We start from the raw sequence: 21,821 nt of genomic DNA on the forward strand, positions 1-21,821 counted from the left end.
GAACGGCCGGCCGCGTACGGCCGGGAGGGAGGGTAGGGGCGGCCCCCACGCGCCCGTACCCGACATGAGACGGCCCCCCGGCTGTCCCGTGCGCGGTCCCCGGCAGGTGGGAGCGGCGCTGGCCGGACTCGCCGCCTCCGCCCGTCATGAGCTGCTCACCTTCGACGATCCGTCCGGCTGCGCGGGCCGGGCCATCCCTGAACCCTTCCTCGAACTGGCCGGCGCCTGCGTCCGGGCGGCGGCCGAGCGCGCGGGCGCCGTGCGCCGGATCGTCCCCCGCCATGCGCTGCCGCACATCACGGGGGCTCCGGGCGCCCCCGGCCAGGCCCGGCTGACCGACACGATCCCGTTCAAGATGATCGTCGTCGACCGTGCGGTCGCCGCCGTCCCTCTCGACCTCGAACTCCTCTACAACGGCATGCTGCTCATCCGTGACCCGGTGGTCGTCCAGGCCCTGGTCCGCACCCATCACACATGCTGGGACGCGGGCGAGGAGCTGACCCCGGACCATCGAGCACCGGACGCGCTCCCCGAGCGGCTGCGTCCGGTGCTCGACGCGCTCCTGGCGGGCCTGACAGACGAGACGGCGGCCGCCCGCCTCGGCATGTCGGGCCGCACGTACAGCCGCCGGGTCGGCGAACTGTTCACGGCCCTGGGCACGACGAGCCGCTTCCGAGCGGGAGCGGAAGCGGCCCGCCGCGGCTGGCTCTGAGCCCCGCCCACCCCGACCGCCTGGCGAGTGAGCCAAAGGGCGCGCGGGCGCCGAAAGGGATGGGGGTCCTCCCCCACCGAAGGTAGGGGGAGCGCGGAGGTCCCGAGGAACGAGGGACCGAGCACGATCGACCGTCGGCGCACGCTCAAAGCGCCCGGAGGGGAACCGAGCCCTCTAAGAAACGATGTCTTTGCGGGTGAAGCCGCGGAAGGCGAGGGCGAAGAGGATCAGGGCGTACGTGACCGAGATCGCCGCGCCCTTCACCATGCCGCCCCATTCCAGCTGGGGCTGGAGCGCGTCGGCCCAGGCGAACTGCCAGTGGGCGGGGAGGAACTCCCGCCAGTCGCCGAGGGCGGTGACCGCGTCCAGGACGTTGCCGATGATGGTCAGGCCGACGGCTCCGCCGACCGCGCCGAGCGGGGCGTCCGTGCGGGTCGACAGCCAGAACGCGAGCCCGGCGGTGACCAGTTGGGAGACGAAGATGAACGCGACGACGAGCGCGAGCCGCGGCACGGTGTCCGCGGTGGCGAGTGTGCCCCCGGTCGGCAGCCGCAGCGGCCCCCATCCGTAGGCGACCGTGCCGGCCGCGAGGGCGACCAGGGGCAGCAGCGCCATCGCCGCGGCGCTCAGTCCGAGCCCCACAGCCAGCTTCGACCACAGCAGCCGGGCCCGTGGCACGGGCGCGGCCAGCAGATAGCGCAGGGAGGACCAGGACGCCTCCGAGGCGACGGTGTCGCCGCAGAACAGCGCCACCGGCACGACGAGGAGGAACCCGGCCGAGACGAAGAGGCAGGTCGCGGCGAAGTTGGCGCCGGACGCCGTCGCCGTGTCCATCAGGGTAATGCGGCCGTTGTCCCGGCCGTCCGGGGTGCCGCCGATCGCGAAGGCCGCGATCAGCACGAACGGCAGGGCGGCCAGGATGCCGCCCATGACGAGGGTGCGGCGGCGGCGCAGCTGGCGTACGAACTCGACGCGCAGCGGCAGGGTGTGCCGGGCCCGGTAGCCGGGCGCGCTCTCCAGCAGCGCGGTCATGCGGATCCTCCTCCGATCAGGGTGAGGAACGCGTCCTCCAGGCGCCGGTGCGGTCCCACACCGGTCAACGGCACGTCGAGCCGCACAAGTTCGGTGATCAGCGCGGTGCTGGTGGCCCCGTCGAGCCGAACGAGGACGCCGCCGTCGGTCCGGACGGCCGAGCCCACCCCCGGCAGCGCGCCGATCTTCTCGACGAGCGGCTCGGAGAGCTCGCCGGCGACGGTGACGAGCAGGGTGTCGCCGGCGCCGGTGATCTCCGCGACCGGTCCCGCCTGCACGAGCCGGCCGCGGTCCATGACCACGAGGTGGGTGCAGGACTGTTCGACCTCCGAGAGGAGGTGGCTGGAGACGATGACGGTCCGGCCTCCGGCGGCGTACCGGATCATCACGTCCCGCATCTCCCGGATCTGTGGCGGGTCGAGGCCGTTGGTCGGTTCGTCGAGGATGAGCAGGTCCGGCAGGCCGAGCATGGCCTGGGCGATGGCGAGCCGCTGGCGCATGCCCTGGGAGTAGGTGCGTACGGCGCGGGCGAGCGCGTCGCCGAGCCCGGCGATCTCCAGGGCCTCGGCGATGTGGGCGTCTTCGGCGGGGCGGCCGGTGGCGGCCCAGTAGAGCTCAAGGTTCTCCCGCCCGGACAGGTGCGGCAGGAAGCCGGCGCCTTCGACGAACGCGCCGACCCGGGACAGGACGGGCGCGCCGGGCCGGATGGCGTGTCCGAAGACGCGGATCTCACCGCCGTCGGGCGTGATGAGTCCCATGAGCATGCGCAGGGTGGTGGTCTTGCCGGCGCCGTTGGGCCCGAGCAGGCCGAGCACCTGCCCCTGTTCGACCCGGAAGGAGAGGTCCCGTACGGCGTACCGGTCGCCGGACTTGGCGTACCGCTTGGTGAGTCCGCTGATCTGGAGGGGGACGCCGGCGAGGTCGGGGTCGGGTGCGGGCGCGGTGGTCCGGCGGCGGGCGGTGAGCAGCAGGGCGGCGGCGATCAGCGCGCCGGCGGCGGGCAGGCCCCAGACCCACCAGGGCCAGCCGGCGGCCTGGGTCCGCACGGCGGGCGCGGTGGGGAGGGTGAGGCCGCCGTCGACGCTCGCGGTGTAGGTGGCGGGGGCGGTGGGTGAGGCGTAGCCGAGGTCGGTGGCGGAGAGGACGAGCCGCAGCCGGTGTCCGGCCTCGACCTCGTGGTCGACGGCGGGCAGGGTCAGCCGGGTGGTCGTGCCGCTCTTGAGCCGGAAGGGGGCGACGAGCTGCGCGGGCAGCACCTGCTGCCGCCCGTCGGGGCTGACGTCGTACACCTTGCCGAAGAGGACGGCCTCGCCGGTGTCGGAGGTGACGGTGACGCGGACGGTCGGCGTGCCGGTGATCCGTACGGTCTCGGTGAGCGGTGCGCTCTCGAAGGAGGCGTACTGGCCGGGGAAGTCGAGGGAGAGTCCGCCGACGCCGAGCGAGGAGAGCTGGGAGAGTCCGCCGCCGAGGCCGGGGACGGCGGAGACGGCGGGCGGTGCGGAGCCGGCCGGGTTACGGAAGGACGTGGTCCGGGCGGTGAGGGGTACGGAGGTGGTGCCGCTGGTGAGGCCCGGGTAGGTGGCACCGGTGGCGCCGCGCAGCTGTGCCTGGCCGTCGGTGGAGTCGACGCCGCCCGCGCGGCTGACCCGGAAGGCGGGGCCGGTGTCGGCGGCGGTGTCGTCCTTGAGGTACCGGTCGAACCAGACTCCGATCCGGGCCTCGACCCGTTCGGTCTCGCGGTCCCCGCCGTCGTGGCCGCCGGCGATCCAGTCGACGGCGACGGGCGCGCGGTTGGCGGTGATGGCCTTGGCCATGGCGTCGGCGTGGGAGAGCGGGAAGAGGGAGTCCGACTGGCCCTGGACGATCAGGGTGGGGACCTTGATGCGGCCCGCGACGGCGGAGGGGCTGCGGGCTTCGAGGAGCGTACGGGCCGCGGGGTCAGGGGCGCCGGAGACGGCGACGCGCTCGTACATGGCACAGAGCTGCTCGGTGAACCGTCCGCAGGAGCCCTGGCCGACCGGGGCGGCGGCGGGGCGTGCACCGGGTCGCGTGCCGGTCTGCGTGTCGGGCGTGTCGGGCGTGTCGGGCTTCGTGTCGGCCGGTGCTCCGGTCGGGGCCCCGGTCGGCGTGTCGGTCGGGACTCCGGTCCGGTCTCCGGGCTGGGCTCCGGGCGCGGCTCCGGCGGTGAAGAAGAGTCCAGCCCAGAGCTTCTTGAAGACGCCGTCGGGGAAGAGGGCGTCGGCGAGGTTCCAGTAGGTGATCTGGGGCGCGATGGCGTCGACGCGGGGGTCGTGTCCGGCCGCGAGGAGGGAGATCGCGCCGCCGTAGGAGGCTCCGCTGACGCCGACGCGCGGGTCGCCCGCCTTGTCGAGCCGTACCTCCGGGCGTTTCGCGAGCCAGTCGACGAGCCGCTGGACGTCCTTGACCTCGTGGGCCGGGTCGTTCAGTCCGATGCGGCCGGTGGACCTGCCGAAGCCGCGGGCGGACCAGGTCAGGACGGCGTACCCGTCCCTGGCGAGCTGTTCGGCCTGCGCCCGGACGTCGTCCTTGCTGCCGCCGAAGCCGTGGCCGAGCAGGACGGCGGGCCTGCGGTCACCGGAGCCGGAGGTGAAGTACGAGGTGTCGATCCGGGCGCCCGGCATCTCCATCACCCGGTCCTCGCGGTGCACGGGGGCCGGGCCGTCCGAGGCGACGGCGGTCCAGGTGCCGGCGCCCACGGCAAGCGCGGCGGCCGCGGCGAGGGCCGGCCAACGCCGGGGAAGTCGGATCTGCATACCCAGCACCCTAAGCGGATGCCCCGCGCCGCCGCGGCTGCCGCCGGTCGGAGTTCGAAAGCCTTCTCAAGGAGTACGCGGGGGCGGCCCCGTACCGCAGGCGCGGTACATGCCATGATCCGCTCCAGCGCGCTCCCGGTGAGAACAAGACCTGAACGAAGTCTTGTATTGAACATGCCAACACGCCACGCTGTGCCTCACATCTGCACCCCCGGACCCGGACAACGAAAGGTCAGGTGCCCCACCAGATGAGAGCCACCACGCGCCGCCTCGGAGCGCTCATACCCGCCGTCGCCCTCGCGGCCGGCCTTCAGTTCGCCGCCTCCCCCACCGCCCAGAGCGCCCCCACCGGCGATCTCCGCCTCGCGCCCGCGGCCACCGCGATCGACAACAGCTGGATCGTCGTCCTCAAGGACGGCTCGACGCGCGCCGGCGATCTGGGCGTGACGCCGAAGCACGTCTACCGCAGCGCCCTGAAGGGCTTCTCCACGACCATGTCCACGGCGAGGGCCGCGGCGCTGGCCAAGGACCCGCGGGTCGCGTACGTGGAGCAGAACACCACCGTCCGGATCAGTGAGACCCAGGCGAACGCGACCTGGGGCATCGACCGGATCGACCAGCGCAGCCTGCCGCTGTCGAAGACGTACACGTACAACACCACCGCGTCCAATGTGACCGCGTACATCATCGACACCGGCATCCGCACCTCGCACAGCGAGTTCGGCGGCCGGGCGACCGTCGGCACGGACACCGTCGGCGGCGGCCAGAACGGCCAGGACTGCCAGGGCCACGGCACCCATGTGGCGGGCACGGTCGGCGGCAAGACGTACGGCGTCGCCAAGGGCGTCAAGCTGGTGGCCGTACGGGTCCTTGACTGCAACGGCTCCGGTACGACGGCGGGCGTCATCGCGGGTGTCGACTGGGTGACCGCCAACGCGGTCAAGCCGGCCGTCGCCAACATGAGCCTGGGCGGCGGCGCCAACGCCTCCCTGGACGACGCCGTCAAGCGCTCGATCGCCAAGGGCGTCAGCTACGCGGTCGCCGCGGGCAACGGCAACTTCCTCGGGTGGCCCGCGAACGCGTGCAACTACTCCCCGGCGCGGGTCCCCGAGGCGATCACGGTCGGCGCGACGGACAGTTCCGACCGCCGCGCGTCCTTCTCCAACTACGGTACCTGCCTCGACATCTTCGCCCCGGGCGTGAGCGTCACCTCCGCCTGGAAGGACAACGACACCGCCACCAACACCATCTCGGGCACGTCGATGGCGGCCCCGCACACGGCGGGCGTCGCGGCCCTCTACCTCGCGGCGAACCCGGCGGCCTCGCCGGCCCAGGTCCGTGACGCGCTGGTCAACAACGCCACCGCGAACAAGGTGACGGACCCGCGCACGGGCTCCCCGAACCGCCTGCTGCACTCGCTGTTCTGACCCTGGCGGCCCGTCAGGGCACCAGATGCCCGAGGAGCGACTCCCCCGCCGGGTAGACCCGCTCCTCGGGCAACAGCGTGCGCGCCGCCTCCAGTTCCCCGGCCCGCACCAGCCCATGGATCTCGTGGGCGAGCGGCGTCACGTCCCTGATCGAGACCGTCCACTCGTCGGCGTACCTGCGCGAGGCGTCCCCGGAGAGCCCGAGCTGCAGCGACCGGTACGGCAGCGCGGCCAGCCGCAGATCACGCTCGGGATCCCACTGCACCCGCGCGGGCGCCTGCCGCAACTCCCGCTTCCAGGTGGCCTGGTCGGCATGGAGCCCGCGCGTGTAGTGCGACAGACAGGCGTGCCGCAGGGCCCACTCGAACCCGTCCCGGCTGATCTCTACCGCCAGCACGGTCTCCTGTTCCAGCTTGGTCCCCCACCCGCACCGGTACATCATCCAGAGGAACGACGGCTTGATCCATGTCATACGCTCCCGCTTCCAGGCGACCGGAAACCGGCCCTCACGGGCGGCCGGAAGACCGATGGACGGGTCGTACGCCTGGTAGACGGTCACCGTCGACTCGGTGTGCAGGGCGCGTATCTGATACTTCGGAACGTCATGCATGGGCCCTAGCCTGTCATCAGCCTCCCCTCACACCCGACGGCCCGGCCGGATGAGGGATCCGGTCGGGCCGTCGAGCCTTGGGGCGGGCGTCAGTGGTTGCGGGGGAAGCCCAGGTCCACGCCGGCCGGGGCCTCCGAGGGGTCCGGCCAGCGGGTGGTGACGACCTTGCCGCGGGTGTAGAAGTGGACGCCGTCGTTGCCGTAGATGTGGTGGTCGCCGAAGAGCGAGTCCTTCCAGCCACCGAAGGAGTGGTAGCCCACCGGCACCGGAATCGGCACGTTCACGCCGACCATGCCCGCCTGGATCTCCAGCTGGAAGCGGCGGGCCGCGCCGCCGTCGCGGGTGAAGATGGCGGTGCCGTTGCCGAAGGGGGAGGCGTTGATGAGGGCCACGCCCTCCTCGTAGGTGTCCGCGCGCAGGACGCAGAGCACCGGGCCGAAGATCTCGTCCTGGTACGCCTTCGCGCTGGTCGGGACCCGGTCGAGCAGCGACAGACCGATCCAGTGGCCGTCCTCGAAGCCGTCGACCGTGTAGCCGGTGCCGTCGAGGACGACCTCGCAGCCCTCGTCCGCCGCGCCCTTCACATAGGACGCGACCTTGTCGCGGTGGGCCGCGGTGATCAGCGGGCCCATCTCCGAGGTCGGGTCGTTGCCCGGGCCGATCTTGATCTTCTCGGCGCGCTCGCGGATCTTGTCGACCAGCTCGTCGCCGATCGCACCGACCGCCACGACCGCGGAGATCGCCATGCAGCGCTCACCGGCCGAGCCGTACGCCGCCGAGACCGCCGCGTCCGCCGCCGCGTCCAGGTCCGCGTCCGGCAGGACCAGCATGTGGTTCTTGGCGCCGCCCAGGGCCTGGACCCGCTTGCCGTTGGCCGAGGCCGTCGTGTGAATGTGCCGGGCGATCGGCGTCGAGCCGACGAAGGAGATCGCGGCGATGTCCGGGTGCTCCAGGAGCCGGTCGACGGCCACCTTGTCGCCCTGGAGGACGTTGAAGACACCCTCGGGCAGCCCCGCCTCGGCGAGCAGCTCGGCGATCTTCAGGGACGGCGAGGGGTCCTTCTCGCTCGGCTTGAGGACGAAGGTGTTGCCGCACGCGATGGCGAGCGGGAACATCCACATCGGCACCATCGCCGGGAAGTTGAACGGCGTGATGCCGGCCACGACACCCACCGGCTGGCGGATCGCGGCGACGTCGACCCGGTTCGAGACCTGGGTGGACAGCTCGCCCTTGAGCTGGGTGGTGATCCCGCACGCCAGGTCCACGATCTCCAGACCGCGGGCGACCTCGCCCAGCGCGTCCGAGTGCACCTTGCCGTGCTCGGCGGTGATCAGCTCGGCGATGGCGTCGCGGTTGGCGTCGAGCAGCGCGCGGAACTTGAACAGGACCGTGGTGCGCTGCGCCAGCGACGCCGTGCCCCAGGTCTCGAAGGCGGCCTTGGCCGCGGCCACTGCCGCGTCGACCTCCTCGACCGAAGCGAGCGCCACGCGCGTGGTGACGGCTCCGGTGGCCGGGTCGGTGACCGGGCCCCAGTTGCCCGACGTGCCCTCGACGGTCTTGCCACCGATCCAGTGGTGGACGGTCTTCGTCATGACGAATTGCTCCTTCAGAACCTTCAGAGATGGCGGCGTCGGGCGGTGACGTGCCGGTCGTACTCCTCCCGGGCCTTGACCGCCGACGGGCGGGTCGAGGTCTCGGCCACGGGCACATCCCACCACGCCTGGGCCGGGGGCGGGCCCGACACAGTGTCTGCCGTTTCGGTCTCCACGTAGACACATGTGGGGACGGCCGCCGCCCGGGCGTCGGCGAGGGCTTCTCGCAGGTCACGGATGGTACGGGCGCGGCGCACCCGCATCCCGAGGGACTCCGCGTTGGCCGCGAGGTCCACCGGCAGCGGCGCGCCGGTGAAGGTGCCGTCCGGGGCCCGGAAGCGGTAGTCGGTGCCGTACCGCTCACCGCCGACGGACTCGGAAAGACCTCCGATGGAGGCGTACCCGTGGTTCTGCAGAATCACCAGCTTGAGCGGGATCCGCTCCTGCACGGCGGTGACGATTTCGGTGGGGTTCATCAGATACGTACCGTCGCCGACGAGCGCCCAGACCGGCCGGCCGGGTGCGGCGAGGCAGACCCCGATCGCCGCCGGGATCTCGTAGCCCATGCAGGAGTATCCGTACTCGACGTGGTACTGGTCGCTGGAGCGGGTCCGCCAGAGCTTGTGCAGATCGCCGGGGAGCGAGCCGGCGGCGTTGATCAGGATGTCGTCCTCGGTGACCAGGGTGTCGAGCACGCCGAGGACCTGGGCCTGGGTGGGCCGGGCGGCGGCGTCGGGGACGGCGTAGGCGGCGGCGACCCGGGCCTCCCAGCGGAGCTTCTCCTCGGCGTACTCGTGCACGTGATGCTCGGTGACGTGGTGCGGGTCAAGCAGCGCGTGGAGCTGTTCCAGGCCCTCGCGGGCGTCCGCGACCAGCGGCAGCGCCGCCATTTTGTGCGAGTCGAAGGCCGCGATGTTGAGGTTGACGAACCGCACGTCCGGGTGGGTGAACAGGGTCCCGGAGGCGGTGGTGAAGTCGGTCCAGCGGGTGCCGATCCCGATCACCACGTCGGCCGTGCGCGCCAGGTGGTCGGCGACGGCGGTGCCGGTGTGGCCGACGGCGCCGACGTCCTGCGGGTGGTCGTGCGGGAGCGAACCCTTGCCGGCCTGGGTGGAGGCGACCGGGATGCCGGTCAGGGAGGCGAAGGAGGCGAGTGCCTCCTCGGCGCCGCTGTACTTGACCCCGCCGCCCGCGACGATCAGCGGCCGGGCGGCCCGGCTGATCGCCGCGACCGCCGCGTCGAGTTCGTCCTCGTCCGGCGACGGCCGGCGCACCCGCCAGACCCGCTCGGCGAAGAACCCCTCCGGCCAGTCGTACGCCTCCGCCTGGACGTCCTGCGGCAGCGCGAGGGTGACCGCGCCGGTCTCCACGGGGTCGGTGAGGACCCGCATCGCGGCGAGCGCGGCCGGGATCAGCGCCTCGGGGCGGTGGATCCGGTCGAAGTACTTCGACACCGGCCGCAGGCAGTCGTTGACCGACATCTCGCCCGCGTACGGGACTTCGAGCTGCTGGAGGACCGGGTCGGCAGGGCGGGTCGCGAAGACGTCGCCGGGCAGGAGGAGGACGGGCAGGCGGTTGACGGTGGCGAGGGCGGCGCCGGTGACGAGGTTGGTGGCGCCCGGCCCGATGGAGGTGGTCACGGCGTGCGCGGAGAGCCGGCGCGACTGCCGGGCGTAGCCGACGGCCGCGTGGACCATGGACTGCTCGTTGCGCCCCTGGACGTACGGCATCTCGTCCGCGTACTCGACCAGGGCCTGGCCGATCCCGGCGACGTTTCCGTGGCCGAAGATGCCCCAGGTGGCGCCGATCAGCCGCTGCCGCCGCCCGTCCCGCTCGGTGTACTGGCGGGCGAGGAACCGCACCAGCGCCTGGGCCGTGGTCAGTCTGGTCATCGGTATCCCTCCGCGTGGTCCGGGTGGAACCGGATCCGCCACTCCCGGTCCGGCCCCGGGCCCGCCATCACGTTCAGGTAGTACATGGCGTGGTGCGGCTCGGCGATGGACGGGCCGTGCCAGCCGTTCGGTACGAGCACGGCGTCACCGGTCCTGACCTCGGCGAGGACGTCGGCGCCGCCGGGGCGGGACGGGGAGACGCGGTGGTAGCCGAGCCCGCCGCCCTTGATCTCGAAGTAGTAGATCTCCTCCAGTTCGGCCTCCTCGCCGGGCACGTGCTCGTCGTGCTTGTGCGGCGGGTAGGAGGACCAGTGGCCGCCGGGGGTGATCACCTCGACGGCGATCAGCCGGTCGCAGTCGAAGACGTCGGCGGCCGCGAAGTTGCGGACCTGCCGGGCCTGGGCGCCCGTCCCGCGGGCCTCGACGGGAACCTCCGGCGCGGGGCCGTAGCGAGCGGGGAGTCGTCGCCCGCACCTCGCTCCTGCCAGGGCGAAGCGGCCTCCCGCGCCGGAGGTGATCTGTGCCAGGGCGTCGCGTGGCGCGTAGACGAAGTCCGAGACCCCGTCGAACACGCTTGGCCTGCCCAGCAGTTCATAGGACTCGCCGTCCACCTGAACGTTACAGGCGCCGCTCAGCGGAAGCACGATCCATTCGAACTCCCCGGTGGCGAGCTGGTGGCTCTCCCCCGGACCGAGCTCGACGACCCGCAGCGCGCTGTGGGTCCAGCCCGCGCGCTTGGGGTCGATGTGGACGGCGTACGGGCCGTGGGCCGCGCGGCCGGCCGCCAGATGAAGGTCGTCGGTCATGTCCGTCCCCTACCCTTTCCGGCGTCCGCTCACAGGAGCCCCACGGCCGTGTCGACCGCGGCGGCCACATCGCCGTCGGCCGGATAGAGCAGCGACCGCCCCGCCACCAGTCCGTGCACGGTCGGCAGTCGCAGCGCGCCGCGCCACTTCTCGTACGCGCGGTCCGGGTCGGAGCCCACGTCCCCGCCGAGGATCACGGCCGGGAGGGTGGAGGCGGCCATCACCCGCGCCATGTCGTCCGGATCGTCGGTGACGGGGACCTTGAGCCAGGTGTACGCGGAGGTGCCGCCGAGCCCGGAGGCCACCGCCAGCGAGGTGGTGACGGCCTCGGCGGAGAGGTCGTTGTGGAGCCGCCCGTCGGGGCCGCGGTGGCAGAGGAACGGCTCGACGAAGACCGGGAGGCGGTGGGCGGCCATCTCGTCGACGGCGCGCGCCGCGGAGTGCAGCGTGGCGAGGGAGCCGGGGTCGTCGTAGTCGAGGCGCAGCAGCAGCTTCCCGGCGTCGAACCGCAGGCGGTGCAGGTCCTCGGCCCGGTGTCCGGTGAACCGGTCGTCGAGCTCGAAGGCGGCCCCGGCGAGCCCGCCGCGGTTCATAGAGCCGATGACGACCTTCTCCTCCAGGGCGCCGAGGAGCAGCAGGTCGTCGAGGATGTCGGCGGTGGCCAGGACGCCGTCGACGCCGGGGCGGGAGAGGGCGAGGCAGAGCCGTTCCAGCAGGTCGCGGCGGTCGGCCATGGCCAGCGGCCGGTCCCCGACGCCGAGCGCGCCGCGCCCGGGGTGGTCGGCGGCCACGATCATCAGCCGGCCCCGCTCCCCGAGGAGCGCCTTGCGCCGGGTGCGGCGGGCGGCGGCCTCGGCGACGGCCTCCGGGTGGTGGCTGCGCACCCGGACCAGGGCTTCGACGGAGACTGCGGGGGCAGGAGCGGGGGCACGGGCCGGGTCCGGCCGGGGTTCCTGGCGGGGCTTCAGGAGAGGCTCCTGGCTGGGCCCTTGGCGGGGCGGGGTGGTGGGGTCCGGCCGGGAGGCCGGTGCGCGAGGGGTCATGACGTGTCTCCCGGGAGGCGTACTTCCCCCACCGCGAGGACCTCGTCCACCTCGGACTCGTACGGCATCGCCGGGGAGCAGGCGAGCCGGCCCGCGACGATGGCGCCGGCGGCGTTGGCGAACCGGATCGTCCGGTCCAGGTCCCAGCCGGCCAGCAGCCCGTGGCACAGCGCCCCGCCGAAGGCGTCGCCCGCGCCGAGGCCGTTGACGACGTCGACGGGGACGGGCGGGACCTCGGCGCTGCGGCCGTCGGCGGTCAGCGCGAGTACGCCCTTGGGGCCCTGTTTGACGACGGCGAGGGCGACCCCGGCGTCGAGGAGGGCGCGGGCGGCGGCGTACGGCTCCCGCTGCCCGGTGGCGATCTCGCACTCGTCGACGTTGCCGACGGCGACCGTGGCGTGGCGCAGTGCCGCCCGGTAGTGCGGGCGGGCGGCCTGCGGGTCGTCCCAGAACATCGGCCGCCAGTCGAGGTCGAAGACGGTGAACGCGCTTGGACCGCCGTGGTCGGCGGATCTGGCGGCGAGCGCGGTGAGCGTCGCCGTACGGCTCGGCTCCGCGCACAGGCCGGTGCCCGTCATCCAGAAGATCCGCGCGGCCCGGACGGCGTCGAGGTCCAGCTCGGCGGCGTGGATCTCCAGGTCGGGCGCCTTGGGCTGCCGGTAGAAGTAGAGCGGGAAGTCGTCGGGCGGGAAGATCTCGCAGAAGGTGACGGGGGTGGGGTAGGCGGGGACGGCGGTCACCCAGCGCTCGTCGACGCCGAACGTCCGCAGCTCGCGGCGGAGATAGCCGCCGAACGGGTCGGCGCCGGTCCGGCTGATCAGCGCCGTACGCCGGCCCAGTCGGGCGGCCGCCACGGCGACGTTGGAGGGTGAGCCGCCGAGGAACTTCCCGAAGGTGTCGACGTCGGCCAGCCGGACACCGGTCTGGAGCGGGTAGAGGTCCACCCCGAGCCGCCCCATGGTGATCAGGTCGTACGGAGGGCTGTCGTACGGGAGGTCGTACGGATCGGTCCCTGCGCCGGTCTCCATCCCACGTCCCTTCACGTCGGTGGCCACGCTGCCCCGCGCCCCAGGTCTAGCCCGCTCCCCCGAGCCCTGTCAACATTTTGTCCTTACATTCGGACGTAGTCTTGACGGTTCTTCGGAGGGCTGGCCAAGCTGGCACGCATGACAGCGCCTTCCCGCATCCGGATCGGTTCCGCCCCCGACTCCTGGGGGGTGTGGTTCCCCGACGACCCGCGGCAGGTGCCCTGGGAACGCTTCCTCGACGAGGTGGCCCGCGCCGGATACGAGTGGATCGAGCTCGGCCCGTACGGCTATCTGCCCACCGATCCCGTCCGGCTCACCGAGGAGACCGCGCGGCGGGGGCTGAAGGTATCGGCGGGGACAGTCTTCACCGGGCTGCACCACGGCCCCGGCATCTGGGAGAAGACCTGGGCGCATGTCGCCGACAACGCCGCCCTCGCGCAGGCCATGGGCGCGGACCATCTCGTCGTCATCCCCTCCTTCTGGCGCGACGACAAGACCGGTGCGGTCCTGGAGGATTCCGTGCTGACGCCGGCACAATGGCGCGATCTCACCACTCAGACCGAACGGCTGGGGCGTGAGGTGCGCGAGCGGTACGGCCTGCGGATCGTGGTCCATCCGCACGCGGACACCCACATCGACAGCGAGGAGAACGTCACCCGCTTCCTCGACGCCACCGACCCGGACCTGGTCCAGCTCTGCCTCGACACCGGGCACTACGCGTACTGCGGCGGCGACAGCGTCAAGCTGATCGAGACGTACGGGGAGCGGATCGGCTACCTCCATCTCAAGCAGGTCGACCCGGAGATCCTCGCCGATGTCGTGGCGCGGGGGACGCCGTTCGGCCCCGCCGTCGCGCAGGGCGTGATGTGCGAGCCGCCGGGCGGGGTGCCCGCCCTTGAGCCCGTGCTCGCCGCCGCACGGGCGCTGGACGTGGATCTCTTCGCGATCGTGGAGCAGGACATGTATCCGTGTCCGCCGGACAAGCCGTACCCGATCGCGGAACGTACCCGTCGCTTCCTGCGCTCCTGCGGCGCCTGACGCACCCTCGGCCCTTCCGCCTTCGCCTTCGCCTTCGGCGCACTGCGCTGGTTTCGTCACATCCGTCCCTCCCCTGTCACGCATTTCTCGGTTACGCGGGCTTTCCGTCACAGAAGGTCAACAAGCCCTCGCCGGCTGTCACCAAGGGTCGTTCCCCGGGGCACAGGCTCAGTGATCGTGACCTGATGTGACGTGATTGCCAGCGGAGGTGCCACAGATGGCCGACACAAGGCTCTGGTCGTACAAGGACATTGCCCTCCACATCCGGGTCCAGCCCGACACCGTCCGCTCCTACCGCAAGCACGGCCTGCTGCCGCCGCCCGACCACATGGAGGGCACCAAGCCGTACTGGTACGCGGACACCATCCACACCTGGGTGGCCAACCGCCCCGGCAATCGCGGCCGCCGCGACTGAACGGCGGCCCCCGCAGGGACAGTTGGACCAGACCATTGCCGCCCGGCGGTACGGGCCTCAAGCTCAGGGCAAGGTCTACAGCGCCGGCGACAGCGTCACCTACGGCGGAGCGACCTACCGCTGCCTCCAGGGCCACCAGGCCCAGACCGGCTGGGAGCCGCCGAACGTCCCGGCCCTCTGGCAGGGCGTGTAGCACCGCCTCCCCGAGGCACGCGGGCCGTGGCTTTCGAGGGGGCCACGGCCCGCGTACCGCTGCCGCGCCGGCGCCGGGTCCGAGGGGGGTCGGCTCCGTCAGCTCTGCGGGCGTATCACCGTCACCCCCGCGCCAGGGGCCGCCCCCATCGCCGCCAGCGCCTCCGGCGCCGCGGCCAGCGGTATCTGGGAGGTGACCAGCAGATCCGGTCGCAGCGCCCCGGACCGGACGAGCTCCATCATCGGCCCGTAGGCGTGCGCGGCCATGCCGTGGCTGCCGCGTATCTCCAGCTCGAACCCGATCACCCGGTCCATCGGGACCACCGGGTCCCCGGCCGCCGCGGGCAGCAGCCCGACCTGGACGTGGCGGCCGCGGCGCCGCAGGCTCGCCACCGAGGCGGCGCAGGTGGCCGGTGAACCGAGCGCGTCCAGGGACAGATGCGCGCCGCCGCCGGTCAGTTCGCGGATCGCCGCGGCCGTGTCGCCGCCGGGGAGGGCGGAGGCGTCGACGCACTGGTCGGCGCCGAAGGTGCGGGCCAGCTCCAGGGCGCGCGGGGCCACGTCGACGGCGACCACCCGTGCCCCGCAGGCCGCCGCGATCATCACCGCCGAGAGCCCGACCCCGCCGCAGCCGTGGACCGCCACCCACTCCCCGGGCGCCACCCGCCCCTGGGCCACCACGGCCCGGAAGGCCGTGGCGAACCGGCAGCCAAGACCGGCGGCCGTGGTGTACGAGAGCTCCTCGGGCACGGCGACCAGGTTGATGTCGGCGTGCTCCAGGGCCACGTACTCGGCGAAGGACCCCCAGTGGGTGAAGCCGGGCTGGGTCTGCCGCTCGCAGACCTGCTGGTCACCGGCGGCGCAGGAGGAGCAGCTGCCGCAGGCGCAGATGAAGGGGACGGTGACCCGGTCGCCGGCCCGCCAATTGGCGACGTCGGCGCCGACGGCCTCGACCACACCGGCGAGTTCATGGCCGGGGACGTGCGGCAGGCTGATGTCGGGGTCGTGCCCCATCCAGCCGTGCCAGTCGCTGCGGCACAGGCCGGTGGCCTCCACGCGGACGACGACGCCGTGCGGCGAAGGCGCCGGGTCGGGCACCTCCTGTATGCGCGCGTCCTGTCCGTACTGCTCGAACACCACAGCCCTCATCCGACCGTCCCGCCTCTCCGTCCCGTCCGTGACGGCACCGAACCTAGCCGCCGACCCGGCTCGTGTCCCTCCTGTCCGACGCCCCGGCTTCCCCGCCCTTCGCCGACGGGTCCGGTACCGGGCCGGGCGCGGGTATGGAGTCGCCCGCCTCGCTGATCCCGAACCGCGCGTGGAAGCGGCGCAGGGGGCCGGGGGCCCACCAGGTGGCGCGGCCCGTCAGCTTCATCACCGACGGCACGAGCAGGCTGCGTACGACCATGGCATCCATGACGACGGCCAGGGCGATCCCGAGGCCGAGCATCTTGATGTTCATCACCCGGGAGGCTCCGATGGCGACCATCACCACGGCGAGGATCACGGCGGCGGCGGTGATCAGCCCGCCGGTGCGCCGCAGCCCGAACCGTACGGCGCGCTCGTGGTCGCCGGTGGCGTCGTACTCCTCCTTGATCCGCGAGATCAGGAAGACGCCGTAGTCCATGGAGAGTCCGAAGGCCACGCAGAACATGAGCACCGGGAGCGTGGTCTCGATGGAGCCGGTGGAGGTGAAGGAGAGGAGCCCGGAGAGGTTCCCCTCCTGGAAGACCCAGACGACGGCACCGAACATCGCTGTGAGGCTGAGGGCGTTGAGCACCACGGCCTGGAGCGGGATCAGCACGCTGCCGGTGAGCAGGAAGACCAGCAGCAGGGTCACCACGGCGATGATCGCGGCGGCCCAGGGCAGCCGGTCGGCGAGCGCGTCCTTGGTGTCGACGAGCACGGCGGCCGCGCCGGTCACGGATGTCTCGAAGGGGGCTTGCAGTGCGCGCAGTTCGCCGACGAGGCGCTGGGTGTCCTGGTCGACCGCCTCGCCTTCGGGCAGGACGGAGAAGACCGCGTGGCCCTGGGAGGTGACCGGCCCGTCGACCCTGAGCACGCCGGGCACGGCTGCGAGCCGCTCGCGGTACTCGGCGTACTGGGCGGGTGTGGCGGGCCCCTCCGCGAGGACTTCGAGGCCTCCGCCGGGGCTGCCGGGGAATCCGTCGCGGATGTGCTGCTGGACGACATGGGACTCGGCGCCCGGGGGCAGCTGCCGGTCGTCGGCGGTTCCGAACGTGACCCCGAGGAAGGGCAGTCCGAGCAGGACCAGGCCGGTGACCGTGGCGACGGCGAAGGCCGGGGCCCGACGCATGACCAGATCGGCGGTGCGTGCCCAGCCCGCGCCGGGCTCGCCACCGGTGTCGGGCGCGCGTCGGGTGAACAGCCGCCGCAGGTCGAGCGCGTTGACCCGGTCCCCGAGCAGCATCAGCGCGGCCGGCAGCAGGACGAGCGCGGCGGCCGCGGCGAGCAGGACGACCGCGATGCCCGCGTAGGCGAAGGACCGGAGGAAGTACTGCGGGAAGACCAGCATCGCGGCGAGCGAGACAGCGACGGTGAGGGCGGAGAAGAGTACGGTCCGCCCGGCGGTGCGCAGGGTGGTGCCGACGGCCGTGCGGGTGTCCGCGCCGGCGGCGACCTCCTCGCGGAACCGGCGCACCACGAACAGCGCGTAGTCGATGGCGAGGCCGAGGCCGAGCGCGGTGGTGAGGTTCAGCGCGAAGACCGAGACGTCGGTGAATTCCGTGAGGCCGCGCAGGACGGCGTTGGTGCCGAGGATGGCGACGATGCCGACGGCGAGCGGCAGCAGCGCGGCGACGGCGCTGCCGAAGACCATGACGAGCAGGATGAGCGTGACCGGCAGGGCGATCAGTTCGGCCCGCAGCAGGTCCTCCTGGATGACCGTCTCCATCTCGTGCTGCACGGCGACCGGACCGCCGACAGTCACGGTCACCGGTCCGTGCGTGCCGCGGTACGTGGGTGAGATGCGGGTGAGGACCTGGGCCGCGGTCTTCTCGTCCCCCTCGATCCGGGCGGCGATCAGGGCCTGGCCGCCGTCCTTGGAGCGGAGGGCGGGTGCCCGCGTCGTCCAGTACGAGCCGACGCCGGTGACGCCCTCCTCGGCGCCGAGCCGCTCGCCGAGCCGCCGCGCCTCCGCGGCGACGGCCGGATCGTCGACCCCGGCCGGCCCGGCGTCGACCAGCAGCAGGACGTTCGGCTGCGAGGCCGGGAACTCCCGCTCCAGCACCTCGGTCGCGTACGAGGACTCCGCGTCCGGGGCTTCCCAGCCCCCGGCGGCCAGCCGGTCGCCGACGCCGCCGCCCGCGAGGACGGCGAGGGCGGTGAGCACCAGCGCGGCCAGCAGCGAGAGCCGGGGCCGTGCGGTAACCAGGCGGGTCCAGCGGCCTCCGGCCGACCGGTTGACTTCGGGCATGACGCGGTGTCCCCCTTCACCATGGCGCCTGCGAAACCTGCTCACATCCCGCCGTCGGACATGTCCGAGGACATACTCGGAGGGACATCAGGGCAGGCCACAGGGGCCGTCCACTGCCATAGACTGGCAAACACGAGCGACCGCTCGCGTTTCTCAAGAATGCGAGCGACCACTCGTGTTTGTCAACCAATCCCGAAAGCTGGGGAAAACACCGTGTCGTCGGAGGAATCGAAGCCCCGCCGCCAGGCCCGCGGCGAGCGCCGTATCGCATCGCTGCTCCAGGCCGCCGCGAACGTCTTCTGCACCAGCGGCTACACCGCGGCGAGCACCAACGCCATCGCCCGTGAGGCGAGCGTCTCGCCCGGCACGCTCTACCAGTACTTCCCCAACAAGGAAGCCATCGCGGTCGAGTTGAGCCAGCGCCTGCTGCACCAGATGCGCGAGACCCACGGCCAGGCCTTCACCCCGGCCAATCTCGCCCTCCCGCTCGACCGGATGCTGGACGCCGTCGTCGATCCCTTCATCGCCTTCAACGTCGAGAACCCCGCCTTCCTCGCCCTGATGCACGGCTCGGAGCCGATCCCGGGCCAGATTGCCGAAGAGCACGACGCACTGCACGGCTCGCTGTTGACGCGGGTCGAGAGCCTGCTCGGCCACTACCTGCCGGACATGTCGGCCACCGAACGCCACCAGGTCGCCGAGATGACGTTCGCGCTGTTCAAGGCCGGTCTCGATCTCGTCATGACGCACGAGGGCGCCGAGCGCGACGCGTACGTCACCGAGCTGAAGCGGGCGCTGTTCCGCTATCTCGACCCACTGATCGGCGACACGGCCCGCCCGCCAGGAAGTGGCATCCATACCCCCTAGGGGTATAAGGTGGTAGCGTCCTTCATCAGCGACACACGCACTGCCTCGAAGAGGAGAGTCCGTCATGACGACCGAGACCAAGACCGAGCTGCCCCAGGCCACCGGCTCCTGCTGCTCGCCGACCGGGTCCTGCCACGACAGCGCCGCCGATGCCACGGCCGACGGTGTCACCACGGTCTACCAGGTCAAGGGCATGACGTGCGGGCACTGCGAGGGCGCCGTCTCCGAGGAGATCTCCGAGATCGCCGGCGTGACCTCCGTCAAGGCCGTCGCCGCCACCGGTCAGGTCACCGTCGTCTCGGCCGCCCCGCTGGACGAGGCCGCGGTCCGTGCCGCCGTGGACGAGGCCGGCTACGAGCTCGTCGGCCAGGCCTGAGCCACCTCGGACACCTCAGCAGCCTCGGCTGCCTGAACCCCGCACCACACGCGCCCCAGCGGGGCCGTACCGTTGCCACGACGGTACGGCCCCGCTCCCGTTTTGGAACGCACATGACTGCCACCCTCACCACAGAGCTCACCATCGGTGGGATGACCTGCGCCTCCTGCGCGGCCCGCGTCGAGAAGAAGCTCAACCGGATGGACGGCGTGACCGCGACCGTCAACTACGCGACGGAGAAGGCGAAGATCTCCTACGCGCAGGGCGTCGAGGTCGCCGATCTGATCGCTACGGTCGTCAAGACCGGCTACACCGCCGAAGAACCCCCGCCGCCTGAGCCCGAGCCCTCGCAGGATGACGGGGACGAGGACGCCGACGGGCGGGAGCCGCAGGGGGCGGCCGCCCTGCGCCAACGGCTCCTGGTCTGCGCCGTGCTGTCCACCCCCGTGGTCCTGTGGGCGATGATCCCGGCCCTCCAGTTCGACAACTGGCAGTGGCTCTCCCTCACCCTCGCCTCGCCCGTGGTCGTCTGGGGCGGCCTCCCCTTCCACCGCGCTGCCTGGACCAACCTCCGGCACGGCGCGGCGACCATGGACACCCTCGTCTCGGTCGGCACGCTGGCCGCCTTCGGCTGGTCCCTGTGGGCCCTGTTCTTCGGACACGCGGGCCTGCCCGGCATGCGCCACGGCTTCGACCTGACCGCCGCCAGCGCCGAGGGGGCCGCCACGATCTACCTCGAAGTCGCCGCGGGCGTGATCACGTTCATCCTCCTCGGCCGCTATCTGGAGGCGCGCGCCAAACGGACGGCGGGCGCGGCGCTGCGCGCGCTGATGGAGCTCGGCGCGAAGGACGTCGCGGTCCTGCGGGCCGGGACGGAGGTACGGATCCCGGTCGGCGATCTGCGCGCCGGGGACCTCTTCGTCGTACGCCCCGGGGAGAAGATCGCCACCGACGGCACGGTCGCCGAGGGCGCCTCCGCGATCGACGCATCCCTGCTCACCGGCGAGTCCCTGCCCGTGGACGTGAGCGCCGGCGACCCGGTCACCGGCGGCTGCGTCAACACCTCCGGGCGCCTGGTCGTCCGGGCCACCCGGATCGGCTCCGACACCCAGCTGGCCCGGATGGCACGGCTGGTCGAGGACGCCCAGAACGGCAAGGCGCAGGTGCAGCGGCTCGCCGACCAGATCTCCGCGGTCTTCGTCCCGGTCGTGCTGCTGATCGCGCTCGGCACCCTCGTCGCCTGGCTGCTGACCACCGGGGACACGACGGCCTCCTTCACCGCCGCCGTCGCCGTACTGATCATCGCCTGCCCGTGCGCCCTCGGTCTCGCGACCCCGACCGCGCTCATGGTCGGCACCGGCCGAGGCGCCCAGCTCGGCATCCTGATCAAGGGACCGGAGGTGCTGGAATCCACCCGCCGCGTGGACACCGTCGTCCTCGACAAGACCGGAACGGTCACCACGGGCCACATGGAGCTGGTGGGGGTGCGCGTCTACGGGGGCGCGTACGGCGCCGAGCGCACCGGCGAGGAGGAGCTGCTGCGCCTCGCGGGCGCCCTGGAGCACTCCTCCGAGCACCCGGTCGCCCGCGCCGTGGCGGCCGGCGCGGCCGCGCGGGTCGGCGAGCTTCCCGTACCGAAGTCCTTCGAGAACGTGCCCGGGCTCGGGGTACGCGGCTCGGTCGACGGCCACCGCGTGCTCGTCGGGCGTGCGGCCCTGCTCGCCGCCGAGGAGATCGAGGTACCGGGCGCCCAGGAGCCGGGGGTGGTGCACGTCGCCTGGGACGGGCGGGCCCGCGGCACCCTGAAGGTCGCCGACGCGGTCAAGGAGACCAGCGCGGAGGCGGTGGCCCAGCTGCGCGGCCTGGGCCTGCGTCCGGTGCTGCTCACCGGGGACAGCAGGTCCGTCGCGGAGCGGGTGGCGGCGGAGGTCGGCATCGACGAGGTGATCGCCGAGGTGCTGCCGCAGGACAAGGTCGACGTGGTCAAGCGGCTCCAGGGCGAGGGGCGGGTGGTCGCGATGGTCGGCGACGGCGTCAACGACGCGGCCGCGCTCGCCCAGGCCGATCTGGGCCTCGCGATGGGCACGGGCACGGACGCGGCGATCGAGGCCGGTGACCTCACCCTCGTCCGTGGAGACCTGCGGGTCGCGGCGGACGCCATCCGGCTCTCCCGGCGGACCCTCGCCACGATCAAGGGCAACCTCGGCTGGGCCTTCGGCTACAACGTCGCCGCGCTGCCGCTCGCCGCGGCCGGTCTCCTCAACCCGATGATCGCCGGGCTGGCGATGGCCCTTTCGTCCGTATTTGTGGTGACGAACAGCCTGCGTCTGCGGACGTTCACGTGAATTCACGTTCACGTGACGCACAGGACCTTCACAAAGAGATCTAGATCACAGATATTTGGGGGTAACCATTCGGGCCCTTCGCGAGTCTAAGTGGGCGATGCCGAGAACGTCTTGGGGGACGTTCATGGGATGTCTTGGGGGACGTCCCAGGCAAGCGTTGGCCGGGGCACGTGCACCGGGGAGCTTTGAGCGGCCCTCCCGTACGTACGTACCCCGGCAGACCGCGGAAGCTTCTG

General features: G+C 72.4%; 17 protein-coding genes and 1 pseudogene. 8 read left to right on the forward strand and 10 right to left on the reverse strand.

Features of this window, described 5'->3' with window-relative positions; genetic code table 11:
- Window positions 1–64: 64 nt before the first annotated feature.
- Window positions 65–712, forward strand: coding sequence for a helix-turn-helix transcriptional regulator (locus ACZ7LT_RS04970; protein ID WP_471234398.1), 648 nt, complete (start codon window positions 65–67; stop codon window positions 710–712).
- Window positions 713–886: 174 nt separating this feature from the next.
- On the opposite strand, the gene ACZ7LT_RS04975 is transcribed toward ACZ7LT_RS04970, so the two are convergent.
- Together ACZ7LT_RS04975 and ACZ7LT_RS04980 are read right to left on the reverse strand one after the other, a co-directional pair.
- Window positions 887–1,744, reverse strand: coding sequence for an ABC transporter permease (locus ACZ7LT_RS04975; protein ID WP_471234400.1), 858 nt, complete (start codon window positions 1,742–1,744; stop codon window positions 887–889).
- Window positions 1,741–4,518 (reverse strand): alpha/beta fold hydrolase, encoded by a 2,778-nt coding sequence (locus ACZ7LT_RS04980; protein ID WP_471234403.1) that lies wholly within the window; start codon window positions 4,516–4,518, stop codon window positions 1,741–1,743. The genes ACZ7LT_RS04975 and ACZ7LT_RS04980 overlap by 4 nt, the downstream gene beginning before the upstream one ends.
- Window positions 4,519–4,766: 248 nt before the next feature.
- On the opposite strand from ACZ7LT_RS04980, the gene ACZ7LT_RS04985 reads away from it, so the two are divergent.
- Window positions 4,767–5,945: a S8 family peptidase gene (locus tag ACZ7LT_RS04985; protein ID WP_471234405.1), complete on the forward strand. Its 1,179-nt coding sequence runs from the start codon at window positions 4,767–4,769 to the stop codon at window positions 5,943–5,945.
- Window positions 5,946–5,958: 13 nt separating this feature from the next.
- Here ACZ7LT_RS04985 and ACZ7LT_RS04990 read toward each other — a convergent pair whose 3' ends face one another.
- The 6 genes from ACZ7LT_RS04990 to iolC all read right to left on the reverse strand — a co-directional run bounded on the left by ACZ7LT_RS04990 (window position 5,959) and on the right by iolC (window position 12,916).
- The gene (locus ACZ7LT_RS04990; RefSeq protein ID WP_471234406.1) at window positions 5,959–6,555 is read right to left on the reverse strand and encodes a DUF4291 domain-containing protein; all 597 of its coding nucleotides are present in this window, start codon (window positions 6,553–6,555) and stop codon (window positions 5,959–5,961) included.
- An 89-nt stretch (window positions 6,556–6,644) separates the two neighbouring features.
- Window positions 6,645–8,147: a CoA-acylating methylmalonate-semialdehyde dehydrogenase gene (gene mmsA / locus ACZ7LT_RS04995; RefSeq protein ID WP_471234409.1), complete on the reverse strand. Its 1,503-nt coding sequence runs from the start codon at window positions 8,145–8,147 to the stop codon at window positions 6,645–6,647.
- A gap of 23 nt (window positions 8,148–8,170) precedes the next feature.
- Window positions 8,171–10,039, reverse strand: a complete 1,869-nt coding sequence (gene iolD, locus ACZ7LT_RS05000; protein ID WP_471234412.1) for a 3D-(3,5/4)-trihydroxycyclohexane-1,2-dione acylhydrolase (decyclizing) — start codon at window positions 10,037–10,039, stop codon at window positions 8,171–8,173.
- A complete protein-coding gene (gene iolB, locus ACZ7LT_RS05005; protein WP_471234416.1) occupies window positions 10,036–10,845 on the reverse strand; it encodes a 5-deoxy-glucuronate isomerase in 810 nt (269 codons plus the stop codon). Before iolB ends, iolD begins: the two co-directional genes overlap by 4 nt.
- 29 nt (window positions 10,846–10,874) lie before the next feature.
- Entirely contained in the window at window positions 10,875–11,888 is a 1,014-nt protein-coding gene (locus tag ACZ7LT_RS05010) for a Cgl0159 family (beta/alpha)8-fold protein (RefSeq protein ID WP_471234418.1), read from the reverse strand.
- Window positions 11,885–12,916: a 5-dehydro-2-deoxygluconokinase gene (iolC, locus tag ACZ7LT_RS05015; RefSeq protein ID WP_471234420.1), complete on the reverse strand. Its 1,032-nt coding sequence runs from the start codon at window positions 12,914–12,916 to the stop codon at window positions 11,885–11,887. The genes ACZ7LT_RS05010 and iolC overlap by 4 nt, the downstream gene beginning before the upstream one ends.
- 138 nt (window positions 12,917–13,054) lie before the next feature.
- Here iolC and ACZ7LT_RS05020 point away from each other — a divergent pair, with 138 nt between their 5' ends.
- The 3 genes and pseudogenes from ACZ7LT_RS05020 to ACZ7LT_RS05030 form a co-directional block, all read left to right on the forward strand.
- Window positions 13,055–13,954, forward strand: coding sequence for a sugar phosphate isomerase/epimerase family protein (locus ACZ7LT_RS05020; RefSeq protein ID WP_471234422.1), 900 nt, complete (start codon window positions 13,055–13,057; stop codon window positions 13,952–13,954).
- A 217-nt stretch (window positions 13,955–14,171) separates the two neighbouring features.
- Window positions 14,172–14,369: a helix-turn-helix transcriptional regulator gene (locus tag ACZ7LT_RS05025; protein ID WP_471234425.1), complete on the forward strand. Its 198-nt coding sequence runs from the start codon at window positions 14,172–14,174 to the stop codon at window positions 14,367–14,369.
- A gap of 52 nt (window positions 14,370–14,421) precedes the next feature.
- Window positions 14,422–14,562, forward strand: a pseudogene (locus ACZ7LT_RS05030) (carbohydrate-binding protein); the annotation flags it as partial.
- Window positions 14,563–14,660: 98 nt separating this feature from the next.
- On the opposite strand, the gene ACZ7LT_RS05035 reads toward ACZ7LT_RS05030, so the two are convergent.
- Both ACZ7LT_RS05035 and ACZ7LT_RS05040 read right to left on the reverse strand, forming a co-directional pair.
- On the reverse strand, window positions 14,661–15,710 hold the full coding sequence (locus ACZ7LT_RS05035; protein ID WP_471234427.1) for a zinc-dependent alcohol dehydrogenase family protein: 1,050 nt from the start codon (window positions 15,708–15,710) through the stop codon (window positions 14,661–14,663).
- Window positions 15,711–15,753: 43 nt separating this feature from the next.
- Window positions 15,754–17,997, reverse strand: a complete 2,244-nt coding sequence (locus ACZ7LT_RS05040; protein ID WP_471234429.1) for an MMPL family transporter — start codon at window positions 17,995–17,997, stop codon at window positions 15,754–15,756.
- A gap of 213 nt (window positions 17,998–18,210) precedes the next feature.
- Between ACZ7LT_RS05040 and ACZ7LT_RS05045 the strand changes: the two genes are divergently transcribed.
- From ACZ7LT_RS05045 to ACZ7LT_RS05055, 3 genes are all read left to right on the forward strand, one after another.
- Window positions 18,211–18,864, forward strand: coding sequence for a TetR family transcriptional regulator (locus tag ACZ7LT_RS05045; protein WP_471234431.1), 654 nt, complete (start codon window positions 18,211–18,213; stop codon window positions 18,862–18,864).
- A 64-nt stretch (window positions 18,865–18,928) separates the two neighbouring features.
- Window positions 18,929–19,240: a heavy-metal-associated domain-containing protein gene (locus tag ACZ7LT_RS05050; protein WP_471234434.1), complete on the forward strand. Its 312-nt coding sequence runs from the start codon at window positions 18,929–18,931 to the stop codon at window positions 19,238–19,240.
- 113 nt (window positions 19,241–19,353) lie between these two features.
- A complete protein-coding gene (locus tag ACZ7LT_RS05055) occupies window positions 19,354–21,585 on the forward strand; it encodes a heavy metal translocating P-type ATPase (RefSeq protein ID WP_471234436.1) in 2,232 nt (743 codons plus the stop codon).
- The last annotated feature ends 236 nt before the right edge of the window (window positions 21,586–21,821 follow it).

The organism is Streptomyces sp. NPDC039465 (genome assembly GCF_055639315.1).

Bases quoted from the DNA above. Each gene is read 5' to 3' on its own strand.
- ACZ7LT_RS04970 (WP_471234398.1), top strand. From the start codon at position 65: ATGAGACGGCCCCCCGGCTGTCCCGTGCGCGGTCCCCGGCAGGTGGGA.
- iolD (WP_471234412.1), bottom strand. From the start codon at position 10,039: ATGACCAGACTGACCACGGCCCAGGCGCTGGTGCGGTTCCTCGCCCGC.
- ACZ7LT_RS04980 (WP_471234403.1), bottom strand. From the start codon at position 4,518: ATGCAGATCCGACTTCCCCGGCGTTGGCCGGCCCTCGCCGCGGCCGCC.
- iolB (WP_471234416.1), bottom strand. From the start codon at position 10,845: ATGACCGACGACCTTCATCTGGCGGCCGGCCGCGCGGCCCACGGCCCG.
- ACZ7LT_RS05050 (WP_471234434.1), top strand. From the start codon at position 18,929: ATGACGACCGAGACCAAGACCGAGCTGCCCCAGGCCACCGGCTCCTGC.
- ACZ7LT_RS04975 (WP_471234400.1), bottom strand. From the start codon at position 1,744: ATGACCGCGCTGCTGGAGAGCGCGCCCGGCTACCGGGCCCGGCACACC.
- ACZ7LT_RS04990 (WP_471234406.1), bottom strand. From the start codon at position 6,555: ATGCATGACGTTCCGAAGTATCAGATACGCGCCCTGCACACCGAGTCG.
- ACZ7LT_RS05040 (WP_471234429.1), bottom strand. From the start codon at position 17,997: ATGCCCGAAGTCAACCGGTCGGCCGGAGGCCGCTGGACCCGCCTGGTT.
- ACZ7LT_RS05010 (WP_471234418.1), bottom strand. From the start codon at position 11,888: ATGACCCCTCGCGCACCGGCCTCCCGGCCGGACCCCACCACCCCGCCC.
- ACZ7LT_RS05055 (WP_471234436.1), top strand. From the start codon at position 19,354: ATGACTGCCACCCTCACCACAGAGCTCACCATCGGTGGGATGACCTGC.
- ACZ7LT_RS04985 (WP_471234405.1), top strand. From the start codon at position 4,767: ATGAGAGCCACCACGCGCCGCCTCGGAGCGCTCATACCCGCCGTCGCC.
- ACZ7LT_RS05020 (WP_471234422.1), top strand. From the start codon at position 13,055: ATGACAGCGCCTTCCCGCATCCGGATCGGTTCCGCCCCCGACTCCTGG.
- mmsA (WP_471234409.1), bottom strand. From the start codon at position 8,147: ATGACGAAGACCGTCCACCACTGGATCGGTGGCAAGACCGTCGAGGGC.
- ACZ7LT_RS05025 (WP_471234425.1), top strand. From the start codon at position 14,172: ATGGCCGACACAAGGCTCTGGTCGTACAAGGACATTGCCCTCCACATC.
- ACZ7LT_RS05035 (WP_471234427.1), bottom strand. From the start codon at position 15,710: ATGAGGGCTGTGGTGTTCGAGCAGTACGGACAGGACGCGCGCATACAG.
- iolC (WP_471234420.1), bottom strand. From the start codon at position 12,916: ATGGAGACCGGCGCAGGGACCGATCCGTACGACCTCCCGTACGACAGC.